Below are 15,189 nucleotides of genomic sequence, written 5' to 3'. Positions count from 1 at the left end.
GAAGTGGTGCAGCCGGTAAACTTGTCTCTTAGCCGTTAAAAGGGTGATAGATGAGTAAAAAGCCGGATTTGAAAACCGCTATGCTGCAGTTAATTAGCGACGTGAAGCAGCAAATGCCGCTTTACGAGCCGTCAACTTTCGTTTGTGGCACGAATACCGATTGCATTGGTTGTCCGAAAAAAATGCTGGAGATGGTCGACTCTGAACTGAGCTTTTGGGAGCATGCGATTAAACAGGGGCGCACGCCTAAATTTGACGAGTTACGTCGGTTTGGCAAGTTATGTCAAAGTGTGCGTCGCATGCTGATACGCAATAAACTGATGCCTGACACTAACAGCAATATATAAACTAGCTAAACAAAAGCGGTTTGTTTATTGCCAGGTAGAGTATACCAGCGAGTTGCAACAACGCCAGCACCGCCCAAACTAGCCGACGCTTTACCGGCAAGGCTAATTTAAACGCTTTGCTTCCGGCCAGAATATAGCCCATTAACAACAGGATTTTTGTCCCCAGCCAGGAATGTGCAAGGGGCTGCCAAGGGCCTATTACCAGCAGCGTTAAAGCCAATGTCAGTAACACGCTATCGTTAATATGCGGCAAGTACCGTGCAGGGCTATGGCGCCAGCCAACTTTACCCAAACTGTCGAGTAACAGCCGGCTAATAAACAAGGTCACACTCACGTAAGCGCAAAACATGTGCAGTATTTTGACGTTTAAATAGTATTCCATCTGCTTACCTCAGGGTAAAAAACACCACAATACTAGGTACAATCCACCCAATTGCTAAGCAGGCAATGGTGGATACCCCTTGCGGGTTAGTTTCTACCCACCAAGGTTAATGTTTTCGAACGTTCAGCTTTGTTAGACTGACGAAAATTGTCTGCAGGCCTTAAGTATGAACATTGAAAGCTACACCGACCTGATTAAGGCTGCGGCTATGCAAGACGAGCCGCAGCGCTTGCTGTTTGTGTTTGCCAAAGCTGAGTTGCCAAACGGTTATACCGAAACACAAAAGCAGCATTTTGACCAAGGCATGGGCGGCGCTTTAGCACCGGTGCTATGTGTGGATAAACTGCCGGATGAGGTCAGCGATTTTGTCAGTTTGGTAGAGGAATCTAAAGCCACCGGTATCGACTGGGACATCGCCTTTGTCTCAACACTAGGTGGTCGTGGTGGCTTTGCCCCTAATAGCGACGAAGCCACGCAGCCGCTTAAAATGATGATGGAGAAAATCCAGGGTGGCATGATTGCCGATTTTCTCACCTTTAATAAAACCGGTGAGCTGGTGGCTTTATTTTAAAGCCATCGGCAAAAATCAGCTATTCAATCAGTGCATCGTGACGGGAAATGTCTGCCTTTAGCGAAAGCGGGCATTAACGCAAAGCTTTGGGGCGGCTGAAGCGCAGCGTAAGCCGTCCCAGCCACAATAGTGGCGACAATAGCGCCTTGTTAGCACTCAGCACGTTTGATTTCTCTTAAAGCCATAATACGCTCAGATTTTAAAGCCTTGTACTCAGGCCGCAATCCTTCGACTAATTCCCAACGCGACAACATGTCATCGAACTCTTCGATAGTTTTCTCTGCCATAAACACGGCAAAAGATTTAACCTCGAAGCTCAAGCCCTCGCTAGAGCAATCTGAACAGAACGGATAATAATGAGATATAGATCCGGATTCAAAACGTTCTAGACATAGAGGGCAGATAGTCTCTTCCACAATCGGGTTTTCTACTGGAACAGGTTCAGGAGGTACATAAGTTCGAAGGAACTCCTGAAAGGACTGCCCAAGCTGATTTTTCTTTTTCGAAATGGCCACATATGAGTGCTAACGCTTATTCGACGGGTCGACCCGTACTTGTAAATTTAATGTTTTGCAGATTACTGAGAATTTATAAAAAAACACAATGAGTTGGTGGATGTGCCGGTTTTGTAGCGGTAAAAAGTACGGGGTTACCCGCCTAACAAGGAACACCAGACACCGACGCATAAACTGTACTTTCACACCGTTATTTTTACGAAGCGCTTGCTTCCTTTGCTTAAAGCATTGCACTGAGTTTACTGCATTGCATCTTGCGCCATATTCTGCTGTGCCAACCAATTAAGGCCATGCGACAGCAATGCGGGTAAGCGCTCTGGCCCAATTCGATCTAACAGGTTTTTACATTCCAGCCCAAGTTCGGTATCACCCAGCAGCTGCAGGCGGCGGCGAAAGAATAACGTGTCCGGGTCGACCTGCTGACAAATCATGGCAACAAAATCGGCCATATTGGCCTGGATCAGCAGCTCCTGGCTTGCACTGCTTAGTGACACTTGTAATGCCTTGCCGTTAAGCTGGATACCAAATTGCAGATTAACGTCCTTTACCGATACCACCACGGTTTTGTGCCGTAAAAACGCCAGTTCACCAGCAGCCAGTTCGGTTAAAAAAAACCGATTTAATGCCAGCTGCAGCAGCTGCTGCTGCACCAGGTTGGGAGCACAGCGTGTTACCTGAGCCAATACACCGGGCAAAGCCACTACCACTTTATTGGTAACTCTTTTAATATCAAACATATACATGCATCCACTTTCACTAAACTTCTATAATAGGACCACAGTAGAACGCCGTTTGCTATTCCCTGTCGGAGGTAGCTGACGACATAACCCGATAACTGAAGGTACCTATGGAGCTACTTTGTCCTGCGGGCAGCATGCCGGCACTAAAAGCCGCCATCGAACATGGTGCTGACGCGGTATACATTGGCCTGAAAGACGATACCAATGCCCGCCATTTTGCCGGGCTGAATTTTGATGAAGCGACATTAAAAGACGCTGCGCGCTATGTACATCAACATGGCAAAAAACTGCATGTCGCCATTAACACCTTTGCGCATCCGGCTAACTTTCAGCGCTGGCAATATGCGGTAGATAGTGCCGTTCAAGCCGGTGCCGATGTGCTGATCCTGGCAGATATTGCGGTATTGGCCTACGCCGCAGAACGTTATCCCAAGGTAGAACTGCATTTATCCGTGCAGGCTTCAGCCACTAACGCCGCCGCCATTGATTTTTACCGCCAGTTTGGCATTAAACGGGTGGTCTTGCCGCGGGTGTTATCTATGCAGCAAGTGAGGGCGTTGGCACGCAGCTGTGATATTAATCTTGAAGTATTTGCCTTTGGCAGCTTATGTATTATGGCCGAAGGCCGCTGCTACTTAAGCTCCTATATGACCGGGCAGTCGCCGAACACGGCAGGTGCTTGCTCCCCTGCCGCCTTTGTAGAGTGGCAGGATAACCAGGGCATACTGGAATCGCGCTTAAACGGCATATTAATAGACCGCTTTGCTCCCGATGAAACCGCGGGTTACCCGACACTATGCAAAGGGCGTTTTAAGGTTGATGACGAGCTGTACCACGCACTGGAAGAGCCAACCAGCCTTAATACGCTGGATTTACTGCCGCAGCTGCATGCTGAAGGTATTTGTTCGCTGAAAATTGAAGGCCGCCAGCGCAGCCCGGCCTATGTTGCCCAGATCACCAAGGTGTGGCGCGCGGCAATAGATGCGGTGTTAGCAACGCCGGCGCAATTTGCGGTAAAACCGCAGTGGCAACACACATTGTCTGGTTTGGCTGAAGGTAGCCAAACCACCCTGGGTGCTTATCATCGGAAATGGAAATAACAGCATGCAATTTTCGCTAGGCCCGGTGCAATATTTCTGGCCAAAACCTCAAATGATGCAATTTTACCGCGACGCCGCCGACAGTAACGTCGACATTGTTTACTTAGGCGAAACAGTATGCAGCAAGCGGCGCGAGCTAAAATTTGACGATTATTTTACCCTGGCGCAGATGCTACGCGAGTCGGGTAAACAGGTGTGTTTATCATCCATGGTGCTGTACGAAGCCCCAAGTGAGCTGCGCGAGCTGCGTAAATACGTCGACAATGGCGAATTTTTAGTCGAAGCAAACGATGTCGGTGCTATTAGCATGTTGCAAGAGCGTAGCCTGCCATTTGTTGCCGGTGCCGCGATAAACTGCTACAACCAGCACACACTGCGCCGCCTGCAAAGTATGGGGATGACGCGCTGGGTAATGCCGGTTGAATTATCGGCCAGTTGGCTCGATGAGCTATTAGCGCAAAGCATCGTCGCCGATATTCGTGACTGTTTTACCACTGAAGTACTTGGCTTTGGCCATTTGCCGCTGGCCTGGAGTGGCCGCTGCTTTACCGCCCGCTCGGAAAACCGCAGCAAAGACCAGTGTGAGCTGTGTTGCATTAATTATCCGCACGGCCGCCAGGTTAAAAGCCAGGATGGCACCGACGTTTTTGTCATTAATGGTATTCAAACGCAGTCGGGCTACCGCTACAACCTGATTAACCAGCTTGGCAATATGGGCACAAATGTTGATATCGTACGGTTAAGCCCGCAAGCTGAAGGCACCTTTGACTGGTTGGCTAAGTTTCAGGCTAACATTAACGGTCAAGCGCCGCAGCCACTTGGTTCGACCGACAGTAATGGCTACTGGCTGAATTTAGCCGGTATGGCTACGGGTTGAGCGGTAACAACCTCAGTACACTACAGGAACAACTATGACCAAGCAAACCGCCAAAATCGGCATCGTTACGGTCAGCGACCGCGCCAGCGCCGGGATTTATGAAGACTTATCCGGTCAGGCCATTATTGATACGCTAAAAGCGTATTTAACCAGTGATTGGCACCCTGAGTACCGCTTGATCCCCGATGAGCAGCCGCTGATCGAACAAACGTTGCGCGAATTGGCCGATGACACTGGCTGCTGCCTTATCGTCACCACAGGCGGCACCGGACCAGCCAAACGGGATGTTACGCCTGAGGCTACCGAAGCAGTATGCGATCGCATGATGCCGGGCTTTGGTGAGTTGATGCGCGCAGAGTCACTAAAATATGTGCCAACCGCCATTTTATCGCGCCAGACCGCTGGCTTACGTGGCAGCAGCCTTATCATTAACCTGCCGGGCAAACCCAAGGCCATACGCGAATGTTTAGATGCGGTATTTCCGGCCGTACCTTACTGTATCGATTTAATGAACGGGCCTTATCTTGAGTGTAATGATGCGGTGATTAAAGCCTTTAGGCCGAAAAGCGGATAATGAGCACCTGTAAATGGCTGCAACCGGTTTGCTCACGACAACACGCCGTAAACCCATCCCTGGGGGCTCGTTTCCGCCCGTCCTGGGCTTCAACGGTTGTCTTAGAGCAAGCCGGTCTTCGCTGAAAGGCATGTTATCGCCTGAGTAAAAATAACCACACCACCAACAACAAGGTAATAAACCAAAAGCCGGATAATAACTGCCAGAATAGCAAGGGGTTGGTTTTATGCTCTAGCTTAACCTCTTCATGCAAAAACGCCGGGTTAGGCTGCTGCAAATCTGTCAGGAACTGCTGCAGACTGTTGTAACGCATTGATAAATCTAAGCTGACGCCTTTTTGTAGCGCCCGATCAAACCAGGTTGGGATCACCGCATTAAACTGGCTGGCACTACGATAACGCAACTTATCGTAATCTGCTGCAGTGCGACACTCCTCTACCGCATTGCCATAAGGCAAATGGCCGCCACTGAATAACTCATAGGCAATAGTGGCTAAGGCATAAATGTCACCTTGTACCCCGGAATTGTGCCCCAGCAGATAATGCGGATCAGAGTAAGCCGCGGTGCCCAATGCCGTTTCATGCTGCAGCGGGCTGTAAATTTCAGCCAGACCGGCAACATAAACCGAGCCAAAATCAACAATTTTCAGGCTGCCATCCGCCAGATAAACGATATTACCCGGCTTCAGATCCTGATGGATCGCGCCCATACGGTGAAACGCCTTAAGGCCGTCGGCAATTTGCTTTACCAGTTTAATCGCCAGTGCCGGTTTTATTGGTTTAGGCTGATTGCCAAACCAGGTTTCCAGGCTTTGGCCAGGCAGATATTCCATCAGATAATACAAAAACGTGCGCGGCCGGTGCTGACGAATCACCTTTACCACGTAATGCGAGTCGATTCGCAGCCCTATCCACTCCTCGCGGATAAAGCGATCAATGTATAGCGCATCGTCATCATAATTTAGCGACGGACACTTCAATACCCGTTGCTCGCCTGTATCTTCATCTTCTACCAGATATAAGTGGCTGCGGCTGCTGGCAAATAGCTCTGACAGCACTTTATAACCATCAAGTTTCATCCCGGCGCTTAATGCCGGGGGAAAGGGTAATCGCGTCAGATGCTGGTTTAAATCATCCAGGCTCTGCTCGGGTAGCTGCGTTACCTCTATCAGTATCAGGCTGATATTATCGTCGCAACCATTGTTCAGCGCTTGCTGTTTTAGACGCAGTGTAATGTCATCAAGCGGATCCGGGCCTGACAACTCGTGTTGGATCAGCACATCATTAACAAAATCTGAAATACCATCAGAGCATAATAAAAACCGATCGCCGACACCTAAACTCAGACTGCTTTGCTGCAGTTCAACCCGGGCATCCATCCCGAGCGCCCGCCCCAGAAATTGCCGTTGTTCGGATAATACCGTCGTGTGGTCTTGTGTCAGTTGTGACAGCACACCATCACGCCAATGATACAAGCGGCTATCGCCGATATGGGCAAAATGTGCCGTTTGAGATTTTAAAATCAGCGCCGTGAACGTGGTGAGATAGCCTTTTTGGTCGTGCACAAACTGATGGCTTAACTCGTATAATTCGTTGTTTATTGTTGCCAGTACCTGTGCTGCACTGTAAGCCACAGACCAGGTATCCGGCGTTTGCAGATACTCATGACAAAAGCGTGTTACCGCGCGCTGGCTGGCTTGCTGGCCGGCTTCAGCCGTACTGACCCCATCAGCCAGAGCAAAACAGGCGCCCTTATACGTAAGCAGGTGGGCGTCATCTGGCACGGCTGAGGCCACGGCATCCTCATTAACGGCTTTGCCGCCAACATCGGATAAACGGCTAAAGCTTAGTGCCAGTTTTACATCGCCCACGCTACTTATCCTTGGTTAACCAACACTGATACGGTGTACTGTGCCATCTTCACCGACTTCGGTAATATGGCCTTTAGGGTCATCTAAAAACATAACCGCTACCAGGCCCACCAACGCAGACGCTGCAATAACATAGAAAAACATGCTGTAACTGACATAGCTTAGTACGGTTAAGTACACTACAGCACCAACGTTACCATAAGCGCCAGCCATACCGGCAATTTGACCGGTCATACTACGTTTAATCAATGGCACTATGGCAAACACGGCACCTTCACCAGCCTGAACAAAGAAGCTACATGCCATAGTGGCTAATACCGCAACCGGGATCCACCAGTGGCTGTCCATCATACCCATTAAGAAATAACCTGCCGCCAGACCACCAATTAGAATAACCATACTTTTGCGACGGCCAAATTTGTCAGAAAACCAGCCACCCATTGGCCGTGATACCAGGTTCATAAAGGCAAAACCGGACGCCAGCAAGCCCGCTTTTACCGCACTTAACCCTTCAAAGGTTTCCAGGAAGTACAGTGGCAGCATTGACACCACCGCCAGCTCAGAGCCGAAAGTGGCAAAATAGGCAATGTTCAAAATACCCACCTGTTTAAAGCTGTATTTGTCAGCTTCTGGTACGCCTGCACGCAAATGTTCGGCGTTGATATGCCAGGTTTGCTGAGTTTGCACGATAAATAACAGCAACAACACCGCCCACAGCACATACATCAAGTCGGTAGAAAACAAATTAACGCCAGCAGGCGATAAGCGCCAGGCCAGCATACCCAATGCCAGATGCATAGGTATGTTCATCGCTATCAGGCCCCAAAGTGCGCCCCAGCTTGTCACTACCATAGCACCGGTTTTTTTCGGTTTAAAATACACAGAGCCTTTTGGTGTATTGCGGGCAAATTTATAGAACACTAAGGCATAGAAAGCACTGAATACGCCTACGCTACCAATCGCATAGCGCCAGCCATCTTCACCACCAAATGCCAAGGCTAGTGTAGGTAAGGTCATCGCCGCGGCCGCAGAGCCAAAGTTACCCCAGCCACCATAGATCCCCTCAGCTGTACCTACCTGATGATGCGGAAACCACTCGCCGACCAGACGAATACCGACCACAAAACCGGCGCCCACGAAACCAAGCAGAAAACGGAACATCGCCAGCGCCGAATAGGTATCTGCAAAGGCAAAGCCGATACACAGCAAAGCAGAAATAAACAGTAGCAGCGAATACATAATACGCGGCCCGTAACGGTCCACCATCATGCCAACAACGATGCGGGCCGGAATGGTGATGGCCACGTTTAGTATCAGCAACGCTTTAACCTGCGCATCAGTTAACGCCAGCGCCTGCTTAATATGAATAAGCAAGGGGGCATGCGCGAACCACATAACAAAGGTTAAAAAGAAGGCGAACCAGGTAAGGTGCAACATTTTTATTTTTTGTTCAGCAAAGTTCAGCAGGTTTAACCCACTGCCGCTTTGTTGTGCAAAAGCTGGGCTAGCCATAACATCCTCCAACGGATTATCAATAAACTCGGCCTAGTGTAGAGAGCTGCAAGACGAAAATCATTGATGTAAGACAAAGTTATAAAGTCACTTTTTCTATGGAAATCAGAGCGATACCAAATAGGTGGTAGCTATAAAACATGCGCTCGCCCGCACCATTTGCGCATCTTGTACTCCTTTTTGGGTATGCCAGATAAAACACACGTAGTGATAAGCGCGTCGGAGGTACGCCCTCTTTTCTGCCTGTTGCTGATTAACTGACGTTACACTAGAGACAGTTAGCATTTACGGATATGGTGTGATGGCCAATTCAGACCCAACTTCACTGACACAAGCGACATTACCTGCGGCCAACCGAGCCTTGTTGCTTGCAACCCTGGCGTTTGCGGCTTGCTTTTCGGTCTGGACCTTATACGCTGTTATGGGTATCACACTGCAAGTTCAGCTGAATTTGACTGCCACCGAATACGGCGTATTACTGGCCGCGCCGATTTTTACCGGTGCGATACTGCGACTGCCGCTTGGCATCTTGGCAGACAAGATCAGTGCCCGGCTCTTATGGTTAGTGCAAATGCTGGCTGTGGTGCCTGCACTGTTATTGTTGCCACTGGCTAACAGCTACAGCAGCTATTTGTTATTGGGTTTATGGTTCGGTATCAGTGGCGTTTCTTTTAGTCTGGGCGTGCGTTATGTCAGCCAGTGGTTTGCTTCCAGTAGTCAGGGACGGGCTTTGGGCCTGTTCGGCGTGGGTAACGCCGGTGTTGCCATTACCTTTGTCTTAGTGCCGTTAGCCATTGAATACGTGGGCTGGCACTGGGTTGGGCCGATATACGGCACAGGGCTACTTCTGATCACCGTGTTATTCGCCTTGCTGGCGCCAAAAGAGCCAACCCAAGATACTGCGGCACGCCCCGCCCTTAGCCTACGCCAATTATCAACCGATGCCCGTATTTGGCGCTTTTCGTTGTACTACTATTTTGTTTTTGGCAGTTTTCTCGCGTTGCTGCTGTGGCTACCACAATATTATATGCAGGCGTACCGCATGGACGTACAACAAGCGATGGCATTTACCCTGTTTTTTGCCGCAACCTCATCGATGGTGCGGGCTTTAGGTGGCTGGTTTGCCGATCGCTATGGTGGCCGTGCGGTTAACTGGAGCGTGTTCTGGGTCTGTATTGTCTGTCTGTTCTTTTTAAGTTATCCGCCCACCACGCTGGTGATCCATGGTCTGGAAAAAGATGTGCAGCTGGAGATCGCCATGAACGTATGGTGGTTCACCTTACTGATCTTCATCATAGGTGTCGCCCAGGGTTTTGGCCGGGCCAGTGTGTATAAAGTGCTCCATGATTATTACCCACATCATATGGGTAGTGCCGGTGGCTTCGTCGCTGCAATAGGCGCTTTAGGCGGCTGCACCCTGCCCATTATGTTTGGCGTCGCGCAAGATGTGCTGGGTATTGTTACCGGCTGTTTTATGATTTTGTACGGTGTGTTGGCACTTTGCATGATCACTATGTTTTTCGCCAATCAGGCCGCGCAATACCAACAAAAACTCATCGCGGCGCAAGCCAATAACTTTTTGCTGACTGACGATGACAGCACAGACGAGTAGAAGGAAATAGCATGCAAATAACCGATTTGGCAACGGAGCAAAAGTTGCTGCCGTTATTACGTCAGGCCTTTCGCCCGATGTTTTTATTCGGCGCAGCATTCAGTGCCATTGCGATGTTGCTATGGCTGTTGGCATTATCCGGCCACCTGCAATTAACGCCTTTTGCCAACGTGCTGTTTTGGCATAGCCACGAAATGCTATTTGGCTTTGTCTGCGCTATTATCATTGGCTTTCTGCTGACCGCGGTGCAAAACTGGACCGGGCTGCGGGCGCCTCATGGTAAGACGCTGCTGTTGATCAGCATGTTATGGCTCGCGGGGCGATTAGTGCTGTTGTTTGGTCAGACGTTGCCGCTGTATCTGGTTGCGGCAATCGATCTGAGCTTTTTACCAGTCTGCGCTTTTTTACTTGCCTTACCATTACTGCGGGTGGGACAAACACGTAATCTGTTTTTTGTACCGGTATTACTGCTTCTGACTGCTTGTAACCTGCTTATGTACATCGGTGTAGCATCGCAGCGCTACGAGCTGGTGCAGATGGGCAGCCAAAATGCAGTGTGGTTAATAACCCTACTGATGGCGATTGTCGGTGGCCGGGTGATGCCAATGTTTACCGCTAACGGCACACAAACGAAGAAGGTTGACGCCATAGTCTGGCTGGATCGCGCAGCTCTGGGCTCGCTCTGGCTTATATTTGTGCTGCATTTTTTTGCTCTGGCTGCGCAGCTGCCGCCATTGCTGATGAGCAGTTTATTTGGCTTTAGCGCCTTGCTTACCGCCCTGCGCTGCCTGCGTTGGAAGATTTGGCTCACCGTTAAAGTGCCGCTGCTGTGGTCACTGCATTTAGCCTACTGGTGTATACCGCTAGGCCTGGCACTATACAGCGCCCGCTACGCCGGAGTTAATATTAGCAACAGCATAGCGCTGCATGCTTTAACCGCTGGCGCTATGGGCAGCATGATTTTAAGCATGATGGCCCGGGTGTCACTGGGACACAGTGGCCGGGTTTTGCAGCCTCATGTGGTGATGTCATTGGCCTTTGTCCTCGTTCTGGCCTCAGCACTGTGTCGCACGCTGTTACTATGGCTGTTTCCTGCCGATACCATGCTATGGCTATGGTTAGCCGCCTCGGGTTGGGTGCTGGCTTACTTGCTGTATGTGCTGGTGTATTTCCCTGTTTTAACAACCCCCAGAGCGGACGGTAGACCCGGCTAACACTATTACCCATGAAAGGGTAATAGTGTTAGCCAGTCTTTGATTTATATCAAGCCGCACGGTAGTCAGACTTTTACACTGAGCTGAGTAATAACCAAGACAAGGCCGATAACATGACTACCGAACGCAACGAAAAGCCGCTAATTTATGCCTGCTCGGGCTGTTCCAACGTAGCCCAGCTGGCGAATGATCTGGCAGTAGTGCTTGATCGGGAAGGCTTAGCAGAAATGTCATGTATTGCTGGCGTCGGCGGAGACGTAAAACCACTGGTTAATGTTGCGCAGTCGGGCAGGCAAATTCTGGCAGTAGATGGCTGCCCGCTCAATTGTGTCAGGCACTGTCTGGCGAAAATAAACGTGACACCTACCTGGCACCTTGAGCTGACATCGTTAGGCTTTAAAAAGCGCAACCATCAAAATTGTGATTTGGTCGATACCTATAAACTGGTGCAAATGGTACACAGCGATATTTTAAAACCTGAAACAAGTCGCTGCTAAGCCTGTTGGCATACCGGACAAGCATCATTCTTAGTCAGATTAAACTGGCGCCACTGTCCCGTTAAGGCGTCAAATAATTGCAGTTTGCCAAATAATGCTGAGCCCACGCCGGCGAGAATTTTTACTGCTTCCAATGCCTGCATACTGCCAATCACGCCTACCACAGGACTTAAGATACCGGCCTCCATACAGGTTAGTTGCTGCTCACCAAACAACTGGCTCAAACACTGATAACAAGCATCATCACCCTGCATACTAAAACTGGCAACCTGTCCTTCAAAGCGAATAGCCGCACCGGATACCAGCGGCACTCTGGCTTGCACGCAAGCGGCATTTATCGCATTGCGACTTACCAGATTGTCAGTGCAGTCGAGCACCAACGAATACTCAGGTACTAATATGGCTAACTGTTCAGCCGTTAACCGCTGTTGCAGCACATTAATATCAATTTCGGAGTTTAACTGGCGCAAACTGACAGCAGCTTGCTGCGCCTTGCTTTGGCCGATATCAGCCTCGCGAAACAATATTTGCCGCTGTAAATTACTGCGGTCAATGCTATCGTCATCGACCAATGTCAGACTACCGACGCCACTTGCCACCAGATATGGCGCTGCGGCACAACCAAGCCCGCCAACCCCGATCAGCAAAACCTTACTCGCTAGCAAGGTTTCCTGACCGCGAAAGTCCATGGCCGGTAACATCAACTGGCGACTGTAGCGCAGCGCCTGCTGCGTATTTAGGTGCTGTGTATCAAGTTGTTTTGTCATAGAACCGACCTTATTTTAAACCCAGCCGCTGCGCTAACTTGTGCAGGTTACTAGGGTCAAGCTGTAACTGGCGGGCCGCATCTGACCAACTGCCGTTATGCCGTTGTAATGCCTGTTTAATCAGCTGCCGCTGTAACTGATTTACCGCAGGTTTTAATCCAATGATGTTATGTTCATTGCCCGTCTGTGGCTGATTGTCGGCAGCCGGCACTGCCACCGGGTCAATATCCAGCAACTCTGCTTCCAGGGTAACAATATCACTGCGCTTTGCCCCCTGACTTAATGCTTTAATTGCTGATCGACTGATCACATGCTCCAGTTCACGCACATTACCCGGCCAACTATAATTTTGCAGCGCCAGCTCTGCTGCCAATGATAAACGTAGTGCTCTTACACCAAGGCGTGTGCGGTTTAACTCCAGAAAATGCCCAACCAACAAAGGAATGTCATCACGGCGCTCGCGCAGCGGAGGAATAGGTAACGGATATACCGACAGCCGATGGTATAAATCGGCGCGAAACTCACCATTTTTTACCTGCTGTTTTAAATCACGATTGGTTGCTGCAACCAGCCGTACATTTACCTGACGGGTTTTATCTGCGCCCAGGCGCTGGATCTCACCATTTTGCAAAACCCGCAGCAATTTTGCCTGCACCGATAAGGGCAGCTCACCCACTTCATCTAAAAATAGCGTACCACCGTCAGCCGCCTCAAAGCGGCCAGCGCGTTCGCTTTGCGCGCCCGAAAATGCCCCCTTGTTATGGCCGAACAGTTCACTTTCCGCTAGGCTTTCCGGCAATGCAGCACAGTTAATATAGATCATGGGTTTAACCGCCCGGCCCGAGCAGCGATGCAAATGACGGGCAAACAGCTCTTTACCGACACCGGTCTCACCTAATAGCAGCACAGGTAAGTCAGCACTGGCAACAACGGCCAGCTCCTGCAGAATTTGCTTTAGTGCTTTGCTTTGACCTATTAGCTCGTAAGCCTGATTAGCGGTACTTTCAGGCATGTGGGCAGCTGCCTGATGATTAAGCTTTAATGCCCGGTTGGCTTGCTCAAGCTCGGTCATACGCACCGCAGCTTCAACCAACAGACTGTATCGCTGTAACTCATATACCGCCGCGGCAGAAAAACTCCCCGCAACCAGAGCATCTAAGGTTAATACTCCCCAACAACGCCCTTCGGTGTAGAGCGCAATTCCCATGCAGTCATGCACTGGCAGCGCTTTACCGGGCTGCTCACAGAGCAAACCATCGTAAGGGTCGGGTAACTCAGATGCCGGTTCGAACCTGACAGGGTTGCGGCTGGCTAAAATCGCAGCTAAGCGCGGATGCTGTGATACCACAAAACGCCGCCCCTGCGCCTCTTTTACCAAGCCATGCAGCGCAACGGGCTTTAACACATCCTGCTCTAACTTTAACAGTGCCACGGCGCCACAACTAAAATGACTGTGCAAAGTGCTGACCAGTCGTTGTAAGCGCACTGCTGCTGGCAATTCTGTGACTAAGTCCGCCACTAAACTTTCTTGTAGCATGGTGTTAATGACCCTGATGGGTATTTTTTACCCGAGTTTTGTTGGGTTTAATCTACCATAGGCCTTAATAAAGCTATATAAATCAAAGGTGGTAGTTTTGGCCTGACTCTTGCGATACGTGGTTAGTCGCCCTTAGGCGTCCCATTAACCCATGCATAACGGAGTACTCTATGTCAGCTATCACACCAACCTCATTGTTGACGCAACCACTGGGCCAGTTAGCGACGACTATTGCCGGCGCTACCGGCGTATTTCATCAGTATAAGTTGGATTTTTGTTGTGGCGGCAAACAGAGCCTAGCTGATGCCCTGGCTAAAAAAGGGCAGGATGCGACACCGGTTTTAGTAGCACTGCAACAATTGCAACATCAGGATGCTGAATTACCTGAGTGGCGAAGCCAACCGGTAAAAGCACTAATTGAACACATATTAGAGCGTTTTCATCAGCGTCATCGCAGGCAGTTGCCGGAACTTATCCGCTTGGCTCGTCGCGTAGAGCATGTTCACGCCAATGACTTAAATTGCCCAACAGGTTTAACGCAACATCTCGAAGAGATGTATCAGGAACTGGAAAGTCACATGCTGAAAGAAGAACAAATCCTCTTTCCAATGCTGGCAGGTGGCATTTACCCTGCCGGACCAATCAGCGTGATGGAAGAAGAGCACCTGCAACATGGCGATGCACTAGCGATATTGGATGAGCTGACTAATAACATCACGCTGCCACAGGATGCTTGCAACACATGGACTGCATTGTATCTTGGCTTAAAGGAACTAAAAGAAGATTTAATGCAGCACATACTGTTGGAGAATGAAATATTGTTTGTACAACCAAAAACGATAGCAAAAGACGATGACCGCCAAATGTGCTGTGGCAGTTGTCAATAACATCACCTAATAAACTTGCAGCGTTCTACAGGACTTCAAACCTTGTCATTTTTGGGGTCTTGTAGTCGCTATTTAACGTTATTACTAATGGCTGATAATTCGAAGTGCGCCACACACAACATCAAACATGTTAGCTGAAAGAGCACTTCCTTAACTAAGTCAACGTTTAGATCGTGCAATTTGTAGT

Annotated in this window: 16 protein-coding genes; 9 read left to right on the top strand and 7 right to left on the bottom strand. The window is 49.6% G+C overall.

The genetic code is table 11. The features are described from left to right. The first annotated feature begins 50 nt into the window (after positions 1 to 50). The gene (locus tag TK45_RS00520) at positions 51 to 347 is read left to right on the top strand and encodes a hypothetical protein (protein WP_131256669.1); all 297 of its coding nucleotides are present in this window, start codon (positions 51 to 53) and stop codon (positions 345 to 347) included. A 1-nt stretch (position 348) separates the two neighbouring features. On the opposite strand, the gene TK45_RS00515 is transcribed toward TK45_RS00520, so the two are convergent. After that, positions 349 to 729 carry a SirB2 family protein gene (locus TK45_RS00515; protein ID WP_131256668.1) on the bottom strand — a complete coding sequence of 127 codons (381 nt, stop codon included), beginning with the start codon at positions 727 to 729 and terminating at the stop codon, positions 349 to 351. A 166-nt stretch (positions 730 to 895) separates the two neighbouring features. On the opposite strand from TK45_RS00515, the gene TK45_RS00510 reads away from it, so the two are divergent. Then, positions 896 to 1,300, top strand: coding sequence for a ribonucleotide reductase subunit alpha (locus tag TK45_RS00510; RefSeq protein WP_131256667.1), 405 nt, complete (start codon positions 896 to 898; stop codon positions 1,298 to 1,300). 149 nt (positions 1,301 to 1,449) lie between these two features. Here the strand turns inward: TK45_RS00510 and TK45_RS00505 are convergent, their stop codons facing one another. Both TK45_RS00505 and TK45_RS00500 read right to left on the bottom strand, forming a co-directional pair. Further along, positions 1,450 to 1,815: a hypothetical protein gene (locus tag TK45_RS00505; RefSeq protein ID WP_131256666.1), complete on the bottom strand. Its 366-nt coding sequence runs from the start codon at positions 1,813 to 1,815 to the stop codon at positions 1,450 to 1,452. Between the two features lie 239 nt (positions 1,816 to 2,054). Next, on the bottom strand, positions 2,055 to 2,552 hold the full coding sequence (locus tag TK45_RS00500) for an SCP2 domain-containing protein (RefSeq protein ID WP_131256665.1): 498 nt from the start codon (positions 2,550 to 2,552) through the stop codon (positions 2,055 to 2,057). A 110-nt stretch (positions 2,553 to 2,662) separates the two neighbouring features. Between TK45_RS00500 and TK45_RS00495 the strand changes: the two genes are divergently transcribed. From TK45_RS00495 to mog, 3 genes are read left to right on the top strand one after another with little or no spacing between them, the layout of a single operon-like run. Continuing rightward, positions 2,663 to 3,655, top strand: coding sequence for a peptidase U32 family protein (locus TK45_RS00495; RefSeq protein ID WP_131256664.1), 993 nt, complete (start codon positions 2,663 to 2,665; stop codon positions 3,653 to 3,655). A 4-nt stretch (positions 3,656 to 3,659) separates the two neighbouring features. Beyond that, the gene (locus TK45_RS00490; RefSeq protein WP_131256663.1) at positions 3,660 to 4,532 is read left to right on the top strand and encodes a U32 family peptidase; all 873 of its coding nucleotides are present in this window, start codon (positions 3,660 to 3,662) and stop codon (positions 4,530 to 4,532) included. 34 nt (positions 4,533 to 4,566) lie between these two features. Next, complete coding sequence (gene mog, locus TK45_RS00485) at positions 4,567 to 5,106, top strand: molybdopterin adenylyltransferase (RefSeq protein ID WP_131256662.1); 540 nt, start codon at positions 4,567 to 4,569, stop codon at positions 5,104 to 5,106. A gap of 133 nt (positions 5,107 to 5,239) precedes the next feature. Here the strand turns inward: mog and TK45_RS00480 are convergent, their stop codons facing one another. Both TK45_RS00480 and TK45_RS00475 read right to left on the bottom strand, forming a co-directional pair. Further along, the gene (locus TK45_RS00480; RefSeq protein ID WP_131256661.1) at positions 5,240 to 6,976 is read right to left on the bottom strand and encodes a bifunctional protein-serine/threonine kinase/phosphatase; all 1,737 of its coding nucleotides are present in this window, start codon (positions 6,974 to 6,976) and stop codon (positions 5,240 to 5,242) included. A 15-nt stretch (positions 6,977 to 6,991) separates the two neighbouring features. Then, entirely contained in the window at positions 6,992 to 8,488 is a 1,497-nt protein-coding gene (locus TK45_RS00475; RefSeq protein ID WP_131256660.1) for an MFS transporter, read from the bottom strand. 301 nt (positions 8,489 to 8,789) lie between these two features. Here TK45_RS00475 and TK45_RS00470 point away from each other — a divergent pair, with 301 nt between their 5' ends. The 3 genes from TK45_RS00470 to TK45_RS00460 all read left to right on the top strand — a co-directional run bounded on the left by TK45_RS00470 (position 8,790) and on the right by TK45_RS00460 (position 11,811). Beyond that, positions 8,790 to 10,100: a nitrate/nitrite transporter gene (locus TK45_RS00470; RefSeq protein WP_131256659.1), complete on the top strand. Its 1,311-nt coding sequence runs from the start codon at positions 8,790 to 8,792 to the stop codon at positions 10,098 to 10,100. An 11-nt stretch (positions 10,101 to 10,111) separates the two neighbouring features. After that, complete coding sequence (locus tag TK45_RS00465) at positions 10,112 to 11,314, top strand: NnrS family protein (protein WP_131256658.1); 1,203 nt, start codon at positions 10,112 to 10,114, stop codon at positions 11,312 to 11,314. A 113-nt stretch (positions 11,315 to 11,427) separates the two neighbouring features. Beyond that, positions 11,428 to 11,811 (top strand): putative zinc-binding protein, encoded by a 384-nt coding sequence (locus TK45_RS00460; protein WP_131256657.1) that lies wholly within the window; start codon positions 11,428 to 11,430, stop codon positions 11,809 to 11,811. Here the strand turns inward: TK45_RS00460 and TK45_RS00455 are convergent. Together TK45_RS00455 and norR are read right to left on the bottom strand one after the other, a co-directional pair. Beyond that, complete coding sequence (locus TK45_RS00455) at positions 11,808 to 12,578, bottom strand: molybdopterin-synthase adenylyltransferase MoeB (RefSeq protein ID WP_131256656.1); 771 nt, start codon at positions 12,576 to 12,578, stop codon at positions 11,808 to 11,810. The two genes, TK45_RS00460 and TK45_RS00455, sit on opposite strands and share 4 nt — an antisense overlap. 10 nt (positions 12,579 to 12,588) lie before the next feature. Continuing rightward, positions 12,589 to 14,115, bottom strand: coding sequence for a nitric oxide reductase transcriptional regulator NorR (gene norR, locus TK45_RS00450; protein ID WP_131256655.1), 1,527 nt, complete (start codon positions 14,113 to 14,115; stop codon positions 12,589 to 12,591). A gap of 170 nt (positions 14,116 to 14,285) precedes the next feature. Between norR and ytfE the strand changes: the two genes are divergently transcribed. Then, entirely contained in the window at positions 14,286 to 15,002 is a 717-nt protein-coding gene (gene ytfE / locus TK45_RS00445) for an iron-sulfur cluster repair protein YtfE (RefSeq protein ID WP_131256654.1), read from the top strand. Positions 15,003 to 15,189: the final 187 nt, after the last annotated feature.

Source organism: Bowmanella sp. JS7-9 (assembly GCF_004329715.1).
Classification (GTDB): Bacteria; Pseudomonadota; Gammaproteobacteria; order Enterobacterales; family Alteromonadaceae; genus Pseudobowmanella; species Pseudobowmanella zhangzhouensis.
The sequence above is the reverse complement of the archived record's forward strand: the minus strand, read 5'-3'. Positions and strand labels throughout refer to the sequence as shown.

Coding starts and splice junctions, on each gene's coding strand:
- norR (WP_131256655.1), bottom strand. CDS start 14,115: ATGCTACAAGAAAGTTTAGTGGCGGACTTAGTCACAGAATTGCCAGCA.
- TK45_RS00520 (WP_131256669.1), top strand. CDS start 51: ATGAGTAAAAAGCCGGATTTGAAAACCGCTATGCTGCAGTTAATTAGC.
- TK45_RS00460 (WP_131256657.1), top strand. CDS start 11,428: ATGACTACCGAACGCAACGAAAAGCCGCTAATTTATGCCTGCTCGGGC.
- ytfE (WP_131256654.1), top strand. CDS start 14,286: ATGTCAGCTATCACACCAACCTCATTGTTGACGCAACCACTGGGCCAG.
- TK45_RS00510 (WP_131256667.1), top strand. CDS start 896: ATGAACATTGAAAGCTACACCGACCTGATTAAGGCTGCGGCTATGCAA.
- TK45_RS00455 (WP_131256656.1), bottom strand. CDS start 12,578: ATGACAAAACAACTTGATACACAGCACCTAAATACGCAGCAGGCGCTG.
- TK45_RS00490 (WP_131256663.1), top strand. CDS start 3,660: ATGCAATTTTCGCTAGGCCCGGTGCAATATTTCTGGCCAAAACCTCAA.
- TK45_RS00465 (WP_131256658.1), top strand. CDS start 10,112: ATGCAAATAACCGATTTGGCAACGGAGCAAAAGTTGCTGCCGTTATTA.
- TK45_RS00515 (WP_131256668.1), bottom strand. CDS start 729: ATGGAATACTATTTAAACGTCAAAATACTGCACATGTTTTGCGCTTAC.
- TK45_RS00495 (WP_131256664.1), top strand. CDS start 2,663: ATGGAGCTACTTTGTCCTGCGGGCAGCATGCCGGCACTAAAAGCCGCC.
- TK45_RS00470 (WP_131256659.1), top strand. CDS start 8,790: ATGGCCAATTCAGACCCAACTTCACTGACACAAGCGACATTACCTGCG.
- TK45_RS00500 (WP_131256665.1), bottom strand. CDS start 2,552: ATGTTTGATATTAAAAGAGTTACCAATAAAGTGGTAGTGGCTTTGCCC.
- mog (WP_131256662.1), top strand. CDS start 4,567: ATGACCAAGCAAACCGCCAAAATCGGCATCGTTACGGTCAGCGACCGC.
- TK45_RS00475 (WP_131256660.1), bottom strand. CDS start 8,488: ATGGCTAGCCCAGCTTTTGCACAACAAAGCGGCAGTGGGTTAAACCTG.